Source organism: Sphingomonas crusticola (genome assembly GCF_003391115.1).
Lineage (GTDB): Bacteria > Pseudomonadota > Alphaproteobacteria > Sphingomonadales > Sphingomonadaceae > Sphingomonas_I > Sphingomonas_I crusticola.
In genome coordinates, this window is record NZ_QTJP01000001.1 from 372,835 (window position 1) to 388,665 (window position 15,831).

A 15,831-nucleotide genomic window follows, 5' to 3' on the forward strand; every position below is an offset into this window, starting at 1 on the left:
GACGCGGCTAGGGCTTAACCAGCTCGGCCCTGACCACCCCCGTACCGAAACGATTGTCGCGCGGGAATCCGGTGGGCGGCATGCGCCCGGCAGCACCGCGCGCCGCCCGCCACGGCCCGAGATCGGTTTCGGTGCGATAGCGGCCACTATCGCCGCCCATCGGCCAGGACAGGCCGTCGGCGAAGCGGAAAGTGATCGCGTCGGAGAGGCCACCGTCGCGATAGCGCTGGATCTGTGCACCCTGCCCGCGCGACAATTCCGGCAATTCCGTCAGCGGAAACACGACCAATTTGCGGTTGTCGCCGATCGCCGCAACATAATCGTCGTCGCTCGGGATCCGGCGCGCCACCTTGACCGTGGATCCGGCGCGCAGATTGACGACCTGGCGTCCCTTGCGGGTTTCGCCCGTGATCTCGGCGGTCTTCGCGATAAAGCCCTTCCCGTCGCTGGCGGCGAACAGCAGCCGCTCGCCGTTCCTGGCCGGCAGCAGCGCGACGATCGCGGCTTCACCTTCCAGATCGATCATCAGGCGGACGGGCTCACCAAAGCCACGCCCGCCGGGAAGGCGGTCCGCCGGCAAGGTATAGACGCGCCCGGTCCCCGCCACGAGCAGCAGCTTGTCGGTGGTCTGGGCGTGGAAGGCGAAGGCGGGGCCGTCGCCCTCCTTGAACTTGAGCGCCTCGGCCGAGGCGAGGTCGATATGGCCCTTCATCGCCCGAACCCAGCCGCGTTGCGACAGGATCACGGAAATCGGCTCGCGTTCGATCATCGCCTCGAGCGGGATCTCGCGCGCCGGCCCCTGCTCCTCGATCAGGGTGCGGCGACGACCAAGCTCGGTCGTCTCGGCATAGCGCTCCCGTAGCTTGGCAAGGTCGCGCTTCAGCCGCGTGCGCTGCTTGGCCGGGCTCGCGACCAGCGCCTCCAGCTCCTGTGCCTCCTTGTCGAGGGCGGTGCGCTCCTTGCGCAGCTCCATTTCTTCCAGCTTGCGCAAGCTGCGCAGCCGCATGTTGAGGATCGCTTCCGCCTGGCGATCGGTCAGTTCGAACTCGGCCATCAGCATCGGCTTGGGCTCATCTTGTTCGCGGATGATCTGGATCACGCGATCAAGGTTGAGATAGGTGATCAGATAGCCGTCGAGCAGCTCGATCCGGTCCGCGATCTTGGCGAGGCGGTGGTTCGAGCGGCGGACCAGAACTTCGAACTGATGATCAATCCAGGCCGCAAGCGCCTGTTTAAGCGACATGACCCGCGGCGTGCGGTCGCGATCGAGCACGTTGAGGTTGAGGGGCACGCGGGTCTCGAGATCGGTCAGCCGGAACAGACTGTCCATGAGCGTCTGCGGGTCGACCGTGCGGCTGCGCGGTTCCAGCACGATCCGGATCTGCGCGTCGCTCTCGTCGCGCACGTCTGCCAGGATCGGCAGTTTCTTGTCGTTGATCAAAGTCGCGATCGCCTCGATCAGCTTGGCCTTGGGCACCTGATACGGCACCTCGCTGATCACCGCGACCCAGGTGCCGCGGCCCTGGTCCTCGATCGCCCAGCGCGCGCGCACGCGGAACGAACCGCGTCCGGTTGCATAAGCCTCCGCGATCGCCGCCGCATTGTCGACGAGGATGCCGCCGGTCGGGAAATCGGGCCCGGTGACGAAGCGCATCAGTTCGCGCGGATCGCCCTCCGGCTGGTCGATGATGTGCATCGCGGCGTCGATCAGTTCGGCGACATTGTGAGGCGGAATCGACGTCGCCATGCCCACTGCGATGCCGGCGGCACCGTTAGCGAGCAAATTGGGGAACAGGCCGGGGAAAACCTCGGGCTCTTCCTCCTCGCCATTATAGGTCGGGCGGAAGTCGACGGTTGCCTCGTCCAGGCCTTCCATCAGCAGGATTGCGGCCTGTGTCAGGCGCGCTTCGGTGTAGCGCATCGCCGCGGCATTATCGCCATCAACATTGCCGAAATTGCCCTGCCCGTCGACCAGCGGGTAACGCAGCGCGAAAGGCTGTGCGAGGCGCACCATCGCGTCATAGATGGAAGCGTCGCCGTGCGGGTGATATTTACCCATCACGTCGCCGACCACGCGCGCGCATTTCTTGTAGCCCGAAGCGGGATCCAGCTTGAGCAGCCGCATGCCCCACAGCAGGCGGCGATGCACCGGCTTCAGCCCGTCGCGCACATCGGGCAGAGAGCGTGCGGTGATCGTCGACAGCGCATAGACCAGATAGCGTTCCGACAGCGCGCTATCGAACGGAGCTTCTACGATCAGGTTGAAGGGGTCGGCAGGGTCGGTCATCGCAGCGGCGACTAGCGGACCCGAGCGGCTGCGCAAAGTCGCTTTGCACCCGGCCCGATCACATGTAGCGTGTTACTATGATACCACACAGGGGACTCTCATGCGCCTGTTATTCGCTTCCGCCGCAATTCTCACCCTCGCCGCCCCCGCCCTCGCGCAGCCGCCCTCCGTTCCGTTGATCGAGCGCGCCAAGCTGTTCGGCAACCCCAGCAAAACGGCCGGCCGCCTCAGCCCCGACGGCAGGTGGCTGGCCTGGATCGCGCCGCGCGACGGCGTGCTCAACATCTGGGTGGCGCCGGTGGCCGATCCGGCCGCAGCGAAGCCGCTCACCGCCGAGAAGACGCGGCCGATCCGTTCCTATTACTGGTCGCCGGATTCCAAGACGATCCTGTTCGTCAACGACAAGGGCGGTGACGAGAATTTCCTGCTCTACGGCGTCGACGTCGCCACCGCGGCGCAGAAGAGCCTGACCCCGTTCGATAAGACGCGCGTGGAAGTGATCAACATCAGCCGAGCCGTGAAGGATCGCATCCTGATCGGCATCAACAATCGCGATCCGCGCTGGCACGACGTCTATGGCCTCGATCTCGCGACCGGAAAGCTCAGCCTCGTGCTGCAGAATGACGGCGGTTATGCTGGCTTCGTCGCGGACGAACAGCTCGTCCCGCGGCTCGCCACCAAGCAGAGGCCGGATGGCGGCCAATCTTTCTATCGTGTGACCGGCGGCAAGGTCGAGCAGACGCCGTTCGCCACGATCGGCCTGGACGATTCGCTCACCACCGGGCCGTCCGGCTTCACCACCGATGGAAAGACCCTTTATTGGCTCGACTCGCGCGGCCGCGACACGGCCGCCCTGATCGCGCAGGACGTTGCCAGCGGACGGCAGACGATCGTTGCGCAGGATCCGCGCGCGGACATCGATGGCGTTCTGGCCGATCCCAAAACCGGCGTCGTCCAGGCCTGGTCGGTCAATTATCTGCGCGACGACTGGATCGCGAGCGATCCCGCGATCGGCAAAGACCTCGCCTGGCTCAAGAAAGAGCTCAAGGGCGACATCGCCGTCACCTCGCGCACCGATGCCGACAATCTGTGGACGGTCGCGGTCGACCCCGTCACCGCGCCGAGCGCAACCTATCTGTTCGATCGCCGGACGCGCTCGCTCAAGCAGCTTTATGTCGGCCGTCCGGAATTGGTCGGCGCGCCGCTTGTGCCGATGTACCCAGAGGCGATTCCGGCGCGCGACGGTATGACGCTCGTCTCCTACCTGACGCTGCCGGCGGGGAGCGATCCGGACGGCGATGGCAAGCCCAGCCATCCGGTGCCGCTGGTCCTGTTCGTCCATGGCGGCCCATGGGCGCGCGATGCCTTCGGCTATAATAGCTGGCACCAATGGCTGGCGAACCGCGGCTATGCGGTGTTGTCGGTCAATTATCGTGGCTCGACCGGCTTCGGTAAGAAATTCATCTCCGCCGGCGACCTGCAATGGGGCCGCAAGATGCATGACGATCTGCTCGACGCGGTCGGCTGGGCGGTCAGGCAGGGCGTCACCACATCCGACAAGGTGGCGATCGCGGGCGGCTCTTATGGCGGCTATGCGACGCTGGCCGGCGTCGCCTTCACACCCGATGCCTTCCGCTGCGGCGTCGACATTGTCGGGCCGTCCAACCTGTTCACCCTGCTACAGACGATCCCACCTTATTGGGAGGCGGGTAAGCAGCAATTCTACAAGCGTATGGGCGATCCCACGACCGATGTAGGCAAGGCGCTGCTGCGCGAACGTTCCCCCCTATTCATGGCCGACAAGATCAAGGTACCGCTGCTAATTGGCCAGGGCCAAAACGATCCGCGGGTCAATGTCCGCGAAAGCCAGCAGATCGTCGACGCGATGAAGGCCAAGAACATACCGGTAACCTATGTCGTCTTCCCCGACGAAGGCCACGGCTTCGCTCGACCGGTCAACAATATCGCCTTCAATGCCATTACCGAGAATTTCCTCGCGGCTTGCCTCGGCGGCCGAGCGGAACCGATCGGGGACGCGCTCAAGCCGTCGAGCGCGCAGGTGAAAGAAGGTGCGGATCAGGTGCATGGCCTCGCGGCTGCGGTCGCCGCTCCTTAGACTTTCGTAGGATCAGGGAGCGGCACGAAGCGGATCGTGCCGCTCCTCCTCGATCTCGTTGAGCAACCATTCGCGGAAGCGCCGGATCTTGGCGACCGACCGCCGCTCCTCCGGATAGACAAGCCAGTAGCCATAGCCGCGCGTTGAAAGCTGATCCGAAAGGCGCACCAGCCTGCCCTGAGCGATGTCGTTGCGCCAGAGGAAGGGCGTCAGCATCGCAACGCCCTGGCCGGCCATCGCGGCATGCCCCTCATGCGCCTGAACGTCGAGCCGCACGCCCGGGCGAATCTCGTTCTCGTCGAGCTCCACGCCCGCCTCGCGCAGCCAATGGGGCCACCAGGGATCGTTGGGGCTGATCATCGGCAATCTCACGATCTCTTCCGCCGTGATGCTGCCGCCGTGCCGGGCAAGGAATTCCGGGCTGCACATCGGGGTGAAGTCGACCTGGAACAGCAGATGCCGCTCGAGCCCGGGCCAGGGCCCGCGGCCGGCGCGAATGGCGACGTCGACCTCGTCGCGCGCGAAGTCAGTGATGTCGTCGGTCGCGATCAGGCGCACCGCCATGCCGGGATTGCCCATCTGAAAGCCCCCGAGCCGCCACGCCAGCCAGGTGTTGGCGAAGGTCTGGGTCGTCGACACCGTCATCGACGATTCGTTCTCGCTGCGCAGTCGGGCAAAGGCGGCGTCGAGCGCATCGAAGCCCCGCGCCACCTGCGGCGCCGCCCGCTCGCCCGCCGGGGTAAGCTGGATGCCCCTCCCGTCACGGCGGAACAAGGCTACGCCAAGCCGCTCTTCCAATAACTTGACCTGATAGCTCACCGCCGCCTGGGTCATGCCAAGTTCCGCTGCCGCGACAGTGAAGTTAAGGTGCCGCGCGGCAGCCTCGAATACACGCACGGCGGCAAGGGGCGGCAGGCGACGCATGTCCGCCCATAAGCCCAGCTTATGGGTTGAGCGCAAGCTTCGATTGGCATTGATGTGCAAATTGGACCAGTTGGAATGGGCAGCGGCCCAGCTCTGGCCGCAGGATTGGAGGTCGTCATGTCCAATAGCAGCAAGCCTGTTCGCCCGGTCCCCAGCTTCGCGGCACGACTGCTGGAGGCGCTCGCGGTCACCGACCGCTTCGTCGATTGGTGGGGCGCGCATCGCGCCTGGCCGGCGACCGAATGCGCCCGGATCGATCGCTGCCGATAAGCAGCGCTCCCCAAACCAACCGAGAAGCCAGCACCACGCGTCGGTCGCGTTGCGGTGCGGGACATCCTGGGCTATATCCCCGGCTCGTCGCCCCGCCCGCGCCTTTAGGCTGCGTCGGGGCGCTTCTCGTTTCGGTCCTTTGGGAGACTGCTTTGTCCCGCCGCCGTCAGATTTACGAAGGCAAGGCCAAGATCCTCTACGAGGGTCCGGAGCCCGGCACGCTCATCCAATATTTCAAGGATGACGCGACCGCGTTCAACGCGCAGAAGAAGGGCACCATCAGCGGCAAGGGCGTGCTCAACAACCGCATCTCCGAGCATGTCTTCACCTTGCTCGCCAATATCGGCGTGCCCACGCACTTCATCCGCCGGCTCAACATGCGCGAGCAATTGATCCGTCAGGTCGAGATCATCCCGATCGAGGTGGTGATCCGCAACGTCGCCGCCGGAAGCCTCGCCAAGCGCCTTGGCATCGAGGAAGGCACGCAGTTGCCGCGCACGATCATCGAATATTATTACAAGGATGATGCGCTCGGCGATCCGCTGGTCTCGGAAGAGCATATCGCCTGCTTCGGCTGGGCGAGCCAGGATGAGATGCACGACATTTCCGACATGGCGATCCGCGTGAACGACTTCATGACCGGGCTGTTTGCGGGCGTGAACATCCGCCTGGTCGACTTCAAGCTGGAATTCGGGCGGCTGTGGGAGAATGACTATGCCCGCGTGATCCTCGCCGACGAGATCAGCCCCGATGGTTGCCGCCTGTGGGACATGACGTCGGGCGAAAAGCTCGACAAGGATCGTTTCCGCCAGGATCTTGGTGGAGAAGCCGAAGCCTATCAGGAAATTGCGCGGCGGCTGGGCTTGTTGCCGGATGGCGACACGATCGTGCTCGACATGGCGGAGCATCGCAAAAACCGGGGAAAATAACGCGCGCTGGGGAGTTTAGCAGGCATGGTTAAGATCGTCGCGACCGCTTTCCTGTTTGCCTCCCTTGCCGCCCCGCTCACCGCGCGACCGGCACCGGCCAAGGCGCCATCGCTCGGTGTCGCCCAGGCCGATTGCGATGCACTCTCGACCGAGCAGCGCTTCGATCCGGCGACTTTGCGCGATCTGGGCCCGGCCCACTCGCTCGAGGCTGCTGCGGCAGTGTTGGCGAAACACGGCATCAAGTTCGTCCGCTCGCAAGGCTATCTATCACTCGACGGCCTCTCGCCGCGCGAGCTGCGCGATATCGCGACGCTGCCCCAGGGGGAGCCGATTATCTTGCCCAATGCCGAGGGCAGCGCGATCTGCGTGCTGCGTCCATCGGCGGATTCGATCTGACCGAGATCTTCGTCAGCTGTTAACGGACAGGACCAGCTTTGGGTCGGGAATATCGTCCGCTTCATGGCCCTCGATCGGCAGCACGGCCGTGCCGATCGCGAAAAACTCGATGACATGGCTCGACCAATTATGGCTGCCTTCGTGAAGGTCGGCACCGACGACGCCCTCGGCGCCCGCCTTGCTCGCTTCCAGCTGCATCCGCTCCATAGCGATCTCGCGTGCTTCGTAGAGCGCGAGGCTGAAATTGCCGAGTTCGACATTCTGCCCGACCGAGCCGAGCGTTGCCAACGGCCCGCGCCGCGCGACGTGATAGACGCAGCTGCCCATCACCATCTCTAGCGGGCGATAGCCGGCCGAGAGCAAGGTCCAGAAATCCTGCCCGGATAGCGCCGAGGTGAACGGCTGGCCGTTCGGACCCTTGAAGCCTTGATGCCCCTTGGCGTGGACGATGCCGGTTCCGATCGCGACGAATTCCAGGATTTTGCTGTCCCATTCGAGCCGCTTGACCGTCAGCCGCACGCCGACGATCCCGTCGGCGCCCATGTTGGCGGCCTCCAGCCGCATCCGTTCCATCGCCAACGCGCGCGCCTCATACATGGCGAGGCTGAGCTGCTCGAGCTCGACGTTCGAGCCCCATCCGGCGAACTGAAAGCCGAGATGATAGATACATGAGCCGACGCATAGGCCGACCGGCTCGAACCCCGCCTTGCGCACCAGCAGGAACTCGTTGACCGAAAAGTCTGACGTGAACACCCCGTCGGGATGCCCTTGGCTGCGCAAGCCCTGAAGCCGAGCCAACGCATGCTGCGGGATGCTTTGTTCTTCGGCCATCAGATCGGCCCCTCCCCTTCACTCAGATTGTCGGAATAAATCGTATGGCGGTGGCCTGCAGCCCGGCTCAGCACGTCGCTGTCGCGCATATCGACAACCGGCTCGATGCCGTGCGGCACCGGCGCTCCGAACGGTGTGTCGACCACGGTGCCGACGACGATATGGCGACCGAGATAGGCGGGCGGCTGCTTGTCGCGCTCCTGGCGGATGATCTGGCCGAAATTGGTGTGGGCCAGAACGCCATTGCCCATCGCTGCGGCATGGGCGCGCAGATCGGCATGGGCGTCGCGCCTGATGCTCTCCCAGAAGCGGCCGAGCTCGGTCAGCGGCTGGTTGCCAGCGAAAAAGTTCGTCTGCATTTGCGTGGTGACGCCACTGCCAGTCCAACTGCCACTGGCGAAGCCGCCCCAGCGTTCTCCGCCTCGCCAATTGCCTAGCCATTCGTAGCGTGCGCCGACGGCAATCCCGGTCGGCACAATCCCCATTTCGAGGAGCCGTACGAATTCAAGCGCCGGGACAGTCGCTATGACGGGGTCCGAGCTCGGCGGCAGCCCATCGACGCGGATGGCCGTGCCCAGCAAGGTGAAATCCATACTCTGACCAAAGCGATGGCGGATCGTGCGCATCTGCACGTCCACCACTGCATTGGCCCCTGCGGCATAGGCCTCCCGCCGGATCCGGTCGAGCGCGCTTGCCCAGCCCGCGGCATGACCCTCCGTCCAGCTATAGCCGAAATTATACCAGCAGGTGCCGGACACGGTCGCGATCGGGCGGCAGCCATGGCTGCGCGCGGTCAGCAATTCGGCGGGCGTCATCGTCGCGACCCATGGCGTCCGCCCGGCGCGGGCATCCGCCAGCCGTTCGAGCACCGGCTGCGGCAACGTGCCCTGCTCGAACGCCGTTTCCCAATCGCGGTCGCGTTGCTTCGCCTGCACGCTCTGCTGCGGTGCGCCGGGATTCCACCACGCCATATGCGCCGCCCCTCAATCCTATCCGTCCCCGCTCATGCTGAGGAGAGGCTGAGCGAAGCCGAAGCCTCGTCGCGAAGCAGCGTCCTTCGATCCGCCACTTCGACGAGTTCAGTGGCTACTCAGGACGAGCGGTCTTTGTCGAGAGCGCGCCGATCATCTCATGCAGCGCACCCAGGCAATCCTCGCCCATCTGCATCGAACGCTCAGCGGACCAGCCAAAGTCCGCATCCGGCAGCGCATCATTGTCCTTGAACGGCATTTCCAGCGTCATCGCGACCGCGCCAAAGCGGTTGGCGAGCTGGTTGGTCGACATGGTGAGATTGGCTGAGCCCGGGCCGGCTGTGGCATAGCCATGCTCGACCTGGAAATCGGGGGAGCGCCGCGCGAGCGTCTCGCGGAAGCGCGCATAAAGCTCGCCCTGACGATCCGACCAATTGGGGATGCCCTCGAAGCCGGCAAGGAAGACATAGGGGATCGCCTCGTCGCCATGGACGTCCATCGCGAAATCAACCCCGGTTTCGTCCATCTTGTTGCGCACGCACAGCACTTCGGGACTGCGCTCGAGCGTCGGCTCATGCCATTCGCGGTTGAGATTCACGCCCACCGCATTGGTGCGCAGGTGCCCGCGCCGTGACCCATCCGGATTCATGTTGGGCACGATGTGGAAGGTTGCCTCGCGCCGCAGCACGCGCGCAACCGGATCAGCCGGATCGGTCAAGCGCCCGAGCGCGCCTTCCATCCACCATTCGGCCATGCTTTCACCGGGGTGCTGGCGCGCATAGAGCCACACCTGGATCCTGCCTTCGCCGATGCGCAGATAATCCATTTCCTGGCCGTCGAGCGTCTGGCCGAGCGATCCATAGGTTACACCCGGCATTCCGGCGATCGTCGCCACCAGATCATGATGCCGCTCCATCGAATAAGGCGCGAAATAGGCGAACCACACGCTATCGCTCTCGCAGCGATGGCGGATGGTGAGCACATTGCCGGCATAGTCCGTTTCCGCCAGCCGCCAGTCCTCGCGATCCTCCGACCAGCGCGCCCGGTAGCCCGGCCAGCCGAGCGGATAGGCCGAGGTGCCGGCATTGACGATCCGCAGCTCCACGGTCCGCCCCTTCGCGCCCAGCAGGCGGAAGTGAAACCATTGGTAGAAGTCCGACTGATGGTCCTGGACGATTTCCAGGTCGAACGTGTCGCCATCCTGGCGGACGACACGAATATTGCCGCTGTCGAATGCGGCGGAGATGTGGGCTGTCATTTCACGGTGATAGTACGGCCGGAAACCCCGGGGAAGTCCTGGAACATCGCTGCGGCGAGACGCTGCACGGTATCGGCGGGCTGCGATTCCGGCGTGCCGAAGCGCGCGCTGGTCTCCGCCCTGCCCTCCCACACCGTCGTGCTGTCGGACCGGCGTTTGATCTGGACGATCAACCGCGTCGACACGTTCTGGCTGGGCTTGCCGGCGATCGGCACGCTCACGCCGCCGCCGACGCCGCTATGCCGCCCGAACGTTGCCCCGCCGATGCCGATCGAGAAGGAGGAACGCGGCGGCCCGTCGAAGAAGGCGCGATCGACCTGCACGACCGCCACCTGCTCGGATTGGGCCAGGCCCGGCGCTTCGTTGAAGCCGAGCCGCGCCAGCTGCGCGCCGACGATATTGGCATAGGTCTGAAATTCGGGGCTGTTGCGATCCGCCGGCAGCAATGGCTCGACGCTGAGCTGGCCACGGGCGATCGGCTGGTTGAGGTGAAACCGCGTGACCTGCGTCGCCGGGCCGGTCGCGCAGCCCGCCAGGGTGAATGTGCCCAGCATGGCGGCGATCATCAGCTTGCGCATGGTAACTCTCCTGAAATCTACGATCGCAACGCCACAGCAACGATTTCGCTGCATGGTCGTAAAACGACTCCGCAGTTGACTTAGACCCTCCTGCCCCATAGGGAACCGCCAACTTTCCGCAGCTCAAACTAGATAGGCAGGGTTAGCCCCGTGAAGATCCGCAATTCGTTGAAGTCGCTCAAGGACCGCCATCGCGATAACCGCGTGATTCGTCGCCGCGGCCGTACCTACGTCATCAACAAGACCAACCGCCGCTTCAAGGCGCGCCAGGGCTAAACCCTTCCCCGAGCGGGGTTCGAGACGGCCGCGCGCAAGCGCGGCCGTTTTTCTTTGCGCGGCGCCGGCGGATCGCCCCTCATCCCCCAAGTTGTGCGGCCTGGGGCGGGTTAAAGAAAAAAAACACCAGAAACGAACTAGAAGATCGCCAAACAGGCGGACCGCGGGCGACACGATTGTGTACCCATTTTGTTCCGTTTTGTCAATCCCAATGGCGGCTCAGTCGTCGTGCCCGTCAAGCTCCTTGCCGGTCAGGCGCTGGATGTGGAGCATATTAGTCGATCCCGGCGTGCCGAACGGGACGCCGGCCATGATGATGATCTTGTCGCCCGCCTTGGCGAGACCGTTGCGCAGCGCCATCCGCTTCGACTTGGCCACCATCTCCTCGAAATTCGAGACGTCCTTGGTCACGACCGAATGGGCGCCCCACAACAGCCCCAGGCGGCGCGCCGTGTCGCGATTCGGCGTCAGCACCAGCATCGGCACGGATGGCCGGTCGCGCGCGATCCGGCGCGCCGAGGCACCCGAATTGGTGAAGCAGATGATCGCCGCGGCAGAGATAGTCTCGGCGATTTCCTTGGCCGCTTCCGACAAGGCATCGGCCGTGGTCGGATCCGGCAAAGTCTCCGTGAAATGGAGCCGCGCCTTGTAGCCGGGATCATTTTCGACCGCGATCGCGATGCGATCCATCATCGAAACCGACAGTTCCGGCCAGGCACCGGCCGCGCTCTCCGCCGACAGCATGACCGCATCGGCGCCATCATAGATTGCGGTGGCGACGTCGGACACTTCCGCCCGGGTCGGGCTCGGCGAGACGATCATCGATTCCAGCATCTGCGTCGCGACCACGACCGGGCGACCCATACGACGGGCAGTCTCGACGATCCGCTTCTGGACGAGCGGCACCTGCTGCGGGGGAAGTTCCACACCCAGATCGCCGCGCGCGACCATCACCGCATCGGCCAGTTCGAGAATCTCCTCCAGCCGCTCGACCGCGGCCGGCTTCTCGATCTTTGCGAGCAACAATGCCTTGCCGCCGATCAGGCGGCGCGCTTCGGCCACATCCTCGGGCCGCTGAACGAACGACAGCGCGATCCAGTCCGCCCCCTGCTCGACCGCAAAGGTCAGGTCGGCACGATCCTTTACCGTCAGCGCCGCCATCGGCACCACGACGTCGGGCACGTTAAGGCCCTTCGAGTTCGACAAGGGGCCGCCGACTTCAACGATCGTCTCGATCCGGTCGGGTTGTATCGCAGATACGCGCAGCACGAGCTTGCCGTCGTCCAGCAGCAGCCGCGCACCCACTTCGAGTGCGGCGAATATCTCCTTGTGCGGCAGTTCGACCCGATCCGCATCGCCCGGGGTAGAATCGCGATCGAGCACGAACAGCTGACCGGTTTCCAATACTACCTTGCCGTCGGCAAACTTGCCGACGCGAAGCTTGGGCCCTTGCAGATCGAACAGGATGGTGGACGGGCGTCCAAGCTCCCTTTCCATCGCGCGGATGGCGTCGACCAGCGGAACCTTATCGGCATGCGCGCCGTGACTCATGTTGATGCGGAACGCGTCCGCCCCCGCCACGAACAGCTTGCGGATCATTTCCGGTGAGCTGGACGCGGGTCCGAGCGTCGCGAGGACGCGAACCTTCCGGCTGCGCGGCGCAAACTGGGTCGACACGAATACCTCTCGCTTCTTCGGGCTCACCGGTTCCTAGTCACGGCCGTTCCGCAAAGTCGAGCCATGATCTCGCCAGATGGACGCTTTACGCCTTCAGACGCATGTCCAGATAATCGTCCACCGACTTCATCAGTTCGGTCATCTCATGCTCGAAGAAGTGGTTCGCGCCGGGGATGGTGTCGTGATGGATCGTGATGTGGCGCTGCGTCCGCAGCTTGTCGACCAGCTTCTGGGTCGCACCGGGGGTGGCGACCTCGTCATTCTCGCCCTGAATGATGATGCCCGACGACGGGCATGGCGCGAGGAAGGTGAAGTCGTAAAGATTGGCCGGCGGGGCGACCGAGATGAACCCTTTGATCTCGGGGCGACGCATCAGCAGTTGCATGCCGATCCATGCGCCGAAGCTGACGCCCGCGATCCAGGTCGTCTGCGCCTCCGGGTGGATCGACTGCACCCAATCGAGCGCCGAGGCGGCATCGGACAGCTCGCCTATCCCATTGTCGAACACGCCCTGGCTCTTGCCGACGCCGCGGAAGTTGAAGCGCAAGGTCGCGAAACCGCGGCGGACGAAGGTTTGATACATCGCCTGGACGATGCGGTTGTTCATCGTGCCGCCGGCCTGGGGATGCGGATGCAGGATCATCGCGACTGGCGCGCGCGGACGCGGCCCTGGGTTGAAACGACCTTCGAGGCGGCCTTCGGGGCCGGGGAAAATGACGTCTGGCATCGCTCTCGCTTGACTGAAATGGGGGGCGCTTGGGTACGCGCGTATACCGGGCCTATATAGAAAGCGGCCGAGGTGGCGCAATCGTGGAGAATATGTCGTCTTGAGTGCCCGCATCTATCTCGACCATGCCGCCTCCACGCCGGTGGTGCCGGCGGCGCGCGCGGCGATGGCGGAGGCGATGGCGCGCTGGGCAAACCCATCTTCGCCGCATGCGGAAGGCCGCGCGGCGCGGGCTGCGCTGGAAGACGCGCGGGGCCGAATCAAGCGGGCCCTGGGGTGGGCGCACGAGCTCATCTTCACCAGCGGTGCCAGCGAAGCCGCGCTCCTCGCACTGTCTCACGCCACGTTGCGCAATCAGGCGGTGTCGGCGGTCGAACATGATGCGATCCGCCGGGCCGCCCACCAGCCGGCTGTAATCGGGGTAGACGCGGCCGGGCTGGTCGACCTCGATCACCTGCCCGAGGCCGCCCTCGTCGCCGTCCAGACTGTCAACAGCGAGACGGGCGTGATCCAGCCTGTCGAGGCGATCGCATCGGCAATAGGCGACCGCCGTGGCCTTTGGCTTGCGGACGCTGCCCAATCCGCCGGCAAATTGCCCCTGCCGGATGCCGACATGATCATCATATCGTCGCACAAGCTCGGCGGGCCTCCCGGCATCGGCGCCTTGCTTATCAAGGATTTATCCGTGCTTGTTCCCGATGGCGGGCAAGAGAAAGGGTATCGCGGCGGCACCGAGAATTTGCCGGCCGCGATGGGCTTCGCCGCGGCGATCGAGGGCCGTGGGCAGCGCGATCGGCTCGCGTCGCTGCGTGCGCGGTTGGACGATGGCGTCAGCAGCTCGGGCGGCATCGTGGTAGCGGCGGCAAGTGCCCGCCTGCCCGAGATCGCCTCCTACCGCCTGCCCGGCGTTGCCGCGGCGGCACAATTGATCACGCTCGACCTGGCCGGAATCGCCGTCTCCGCCGGCAGCGCCTGTTCCTCCGGCACGTTAAAGGCCAGCCCGGTCTTGCTGGCGATGGGATGGGACGAAGTGGCCGCGCGCGAGGTTATCCGCGTCAGCCTCGCTCCGGAAACCACTGAGGCAGAGGTGGAGCGTTTCCTGGAGGTGTTCGCCACGATCGCCGAACGGCGGCGGGCCGCATGATCTATCTCGATTATCAGGCCACTACCCCACTCGCGCCTGAGGCGCGCGCGGCGATGCTCCCATGGCTCGACAGCTTTGGTAACCCGCACTCACCCCACCGCCTCGGCCGCGAGGCCGCTGCGGCAGTCGAGCTGGCGGCCGCTCAGGTCGGATCGGCGCTGGGGGACATGTCGGCTGCGGGAAAATTGATCTTCACCTCGGGCGCGACCGAGGCGGCCAATTGGGCGCTGCAGGGCGCCGTGGCCGAAGGAATCCGGCGCAAGATCGTGACGATCGCGACGGAGCATGCCTGTGTGCTCGATACCGCGCGCTGGCTTGAACGGTCGCAGGTCGAGCTGGTCGTGCTGCCCGTCGATGCCAATGGTCTCGTCGATCTCGATGCCGCCGCCGCGGCGATTGATGACCGCACGGCCCTCGTCGCCGCAATGCTCGTCAATAACGAAATCGGGGTGATCCAGCCGATCCAGGCGCTGGCGGATCTGGCGCACGCAGCGGGTGCCCTGTTCTTTTGCGATGCCGTGCAGGGCTTTGCGCGGGTCGATTTGCCGCTTGCTGCCTGCGATCTCGTCGCAATCTCCGCGCACAAACTTCACGGGCCCAAGGGCATCGGCGCGCTTTGGCTGCGGCAGGACCTTCGCTGGCCTGCGTTGCTCCATGGCGGCGGCCAGCAGCACGGCCTGCGATCGGGGACGCTGAGCCCGATGCTGTGCGCCGGATTTGGTATTGCCGCACAAATTGGCGACCAGCGTCGCCAAGAAGATAATCGACATCTCAACGTTTTGGCCTCCCTACTCGAGGCCTCGTTCGAGGAGTGGACGATCAACGGCGATCGCCAGGCACGGTATCGCGGCAACCTCAACCTGCGCCGTGCCGGGGTCGACGCCGGCCGGTTGATTTCGGAGGTGCGCGACGTCGCGTTTTCGGCGGGTTCGGCGTGCGCGAGCGGGTCGGGAAGGCCGAGCCATGTGCTGCGCGCGATCGGGTTGAGCGATGCAGAAGCACGCTCCTCGATCCGCCTGGGTTTCGGGCGCTATACGACGATGGAAGAGATTATTGCCGCCGCCGGCGCGATCAAGGCGGCGGCGGCACGCCAGCTGGAGTGGGCATGAAGATCAGGTTCGTTGCGGCCGACGGGGACAGTGTGCGTGAAGTGGAGGCAGCCGCGGGCGAGCGGTTGCTCGATATCGCGCAAGCCGATGGCCAACCGCTCGAAGGGACGTGCGAAGGCCAGATGGCGTGCTCCACCTGCCATGTCATCGTCTCCGAAGAGGATTTCGGCAAACTGCCCGTTGCCAGCGCCGACGAGGACGATCTGCTCGATCTCGCCGCTCATGTGACGCGCACCAGCCGCCTCGCCTGCCAGATCTGGCTGGAGGAGGAATGGGGTAGCCTGACCGTGCGCATCCCGTCCGAAGCGCGCGATATGCAGGGCCGCTAAGCGGACCGG

Annotated in this window: 16 protein-coding genes; 8 read left to right on the forward strand and 8 right to left on the reverse strand. The window is 64.9% G+C overall.

The window, feature by feature from the left end; translation table 11 throughout:
• Positions 1-7: 7 nt before the first annotated feature.
• The gene (gene parC / locus DX905_RS01770; protein ID WP_116089800.1) at positions 8-2,287 is read right to left on the reverse strand and encodes a DNA topoisomerase IV subunit A; all 2,280 of its coding nucleotides are present in this window, start codon (positions 2,285-2,287) and stop codon (positions 8-10) included.
• Positions 2,288-2,387: 100 nt separating this feature from the next.
• Between parC and DX905_RS01775 the strand changes: the two genes are divergently transcribed.
• Positions 2,388-4,403, forward strand: a complete 2,016-nt coding sequence (locus DX905_RS01775) for a S9 family peptidase (protein ID WP_116089801.1) — start codon at positions 2,388-2,390, stop codon at positions 4,401-4,403.
• A 12-nt stretch (positions 4,404-4,415) separates the two neighbouring features.
• On the opposite strand, the gene DX905_RS01780 is transcribed toward DX905_RS01775, so the two are convergent.
• On the reverse strand, positions 4,416-5,327 hold the full coding sequence (locus DX905_RS01780) for a LysR substrate-binding domain-containing protein (RefSeq protein ID WP_116092248.1): 912 nt from the start codon (positions 5,325-5,327) through the stop codon (positions 4,416-4,418).
• Between the two features lie 117 nt (positions 5,328-5,444).
• On the opposite strand from DX905_RS01780, the gene DX905_RS01785 reads away from it, so the two are divergent.
• The 3 genes from DX905_RS01785 (at position 5,445) to DX905_RS01795 (ending at position 6,922) form a co-directional block, all read left to right on the forward strand.
• Positions 5,445-5,597, forward strand: a complete 153-nt coding sequence (locus DX905_RS01785; protein ID WP_162875412.1) for a hypothetical protein — start codon at positions 5,445-5,447, stop codon at positions 5,595-5,597.
• 152 nt (positions 5,598-5,749) lie between these two features.
• Entirely contained in the window at positions 5,750-6,526 is a 777-nt protein-coding gene (gene purC / locus DX905_RS01790; RefSeq protein WP_116089803.1) for a phosphoribosylaminoimidazolesuccinocarboxamide synthase, read from the forward strand.
• Positions 6,527-6,550: 24 nt separating this feature from the next.
• On the forward strand, positions 6,551-6,922 hold the full coding sequence (locus tag DX905_RS01795) for a hypothetical protein (protein ID WP_116089804.1): 372 nt from the start codon (positions 6,551-6,553) through the stop codon (positions 6,920-6,922).
• A 12-nt stretch (positions 6,923-6,934) separates the two neighbouring features.
• Here the strand turns inward: DX905_RS01795 and DX905_RS01800 are convergent, their stop codons facing one another.
• The 4 genes from DX905_RS01800 to DX905_RS01815 all read right to left on the reverse strand — a co-directional run bounded on the left by DX905_RS01800 (position 6,935) and on the right by DX905_RS01815 (position 10,560).
• Positions 6,935-7,753 (reverse strand): heavy metal-binding domain-containing protein, encoded by an 819-nt coding sequence (locus DX905_RS01800; RefSeq protein ID WP_116089805.1) that lies wholly within the window; start codon positions 7,751-7,753, stop codon positions 6,935-6,937.
• Positions 7,753-8,724, reverse strand: coding sequence for a hypothetical protein (locus tag DX905_RS01805; RefSeq protein WP_116089806.1), 972 nt, complete (start codon positions 8,722-8,724; stop codon positions 7,753-7,755). The genes DX905_RS01800 and DX905_RS01805 overlap by 1 nt, the downstream gene beginning before the upstream one ends.
• A 115-nt stretch (positions 8,725-8,839) precedes the next feature.
• Positions 8,840-9,982, reverse strand: coding sequence for a M14 family metallopeptidase (locus DX905_RS01810; protein WP_116089807.1), 1,143 nt, complete (start codon positions 9,980-9,982; stop codon positions 8,840-8,842).
• The gene (locus DX905_RS01815; RefSeq protein ID WP_116089808.1) at positions 9,979-10,560 is read right to left on the reverse strand and encodes a DUF4136 domain-containing protein; all 582 of its coding nucleotides are present in this window, start codon (positions 10,558-10,560) and stop codon (positions 9,979-9,981) included. The genes DX905_RS01810 and DX905_RS01815 overlap by 4 nt, the downstream gene beginning before the upstream one ends.
• Positions 10,561-10,710: 150 nt before the next feature.
• Here DX905_RS01815 and ykgO point away from each other — a divergent pair, with 150 nt between their 5' ends.
• Positions 10,711-10,836 (forward strand): type B 50S ribosomal protein L36, encoded by a 126-nt coding sequence (gene ykgO / locus DX905_RS01820; protein ID WP_003046794.1) that lies wholly within the window; start codon positions 10,711-10,713, stop codon positions 10,834-10,836.
• A 219-nt stretch (positions 10,837-11,055) separates the two neighbouring features.
• On the opposite strand, the gene pyk is transcribed toward ykgO, so the two are convergent.
• Together pyk and DX905_RS01830 are read right to left on the reverse strand one after the other, a co-directional pair.
• Positions 11,056-12,513, reverse strand: coding sequence for a pyruvate kinase (gene pyk / locus DX905_RS01825; RefSeq protein ID WP_116092249.1), 1,458 nt, complete (start codon positions 12,511-12,513; stop codon positions 11,056-11,058).
• An 85-nt stretch (positions 12,514-12,598) separates the two neighbouring features.
• Entirely contained in the window at positions 12,599-13,240 is a 642-nt protein-coding gene (locus tag DX905_RS01830) for an alpha/beta hydrolase (protein ID WP_116089809.1), read from the reverse strand.
• Positions 13,241-13,340: 100 nt separating this feature from the next.
• Between DX905_RS01830 and DX905_RS01835 the strand changes: the two genes are divergently transcribed.
• Genes DX905_RS01835 through DX905_RS01845 form a run of 3 tightly spaced genes read left to right on the forward strand, consistent with a single transcriptional unit; the run spans position 13,341 to position 15,822 of the window.
• Positions 13,341-14,384 (forward strand): cysteine desulfurase family protein, encoded by a 1,044-nt coding sequence (locus DX905_RS01835; RefSeq protein ID WP_116089810.1) that lies wholly within the window; start codon positions 13,341-13,343, stop codon positions 14,382-14,384.
• Positions 14,381-15,493 (forward strand): cysteine desulfurase family protein, encoded by a 1,113-nt coding sequence (locus DX905_RS01840; RefSeq protein ID WP_116089811.1) that lies wholly within the window; start codon positions 14,381-14,383, stop codon positions 15,491-15,493. Before DX905_RS01835 ends, DX905_RS01840 begins: the two co-directional genes overlap by 4 nt.
• Positions 15,490-15,822: a 2Fe-2S iron-sulfur cluster-binding protein gene (locus tag DX905_RS01845; RefSeq protein ID WP_116089812.1), complete on the forward strand. Its 333-nt coding sequence runs from the start codon at positions 15,490-15,492 to the stop codon at positions 15,820-15,822. Before DX905_RS01840 ends, DX905_RS01845 begins: the two co-directional genes overlap by 4 nt.
• Positions 15,823-15,831 lie beyond the last annotated feature (9 nt).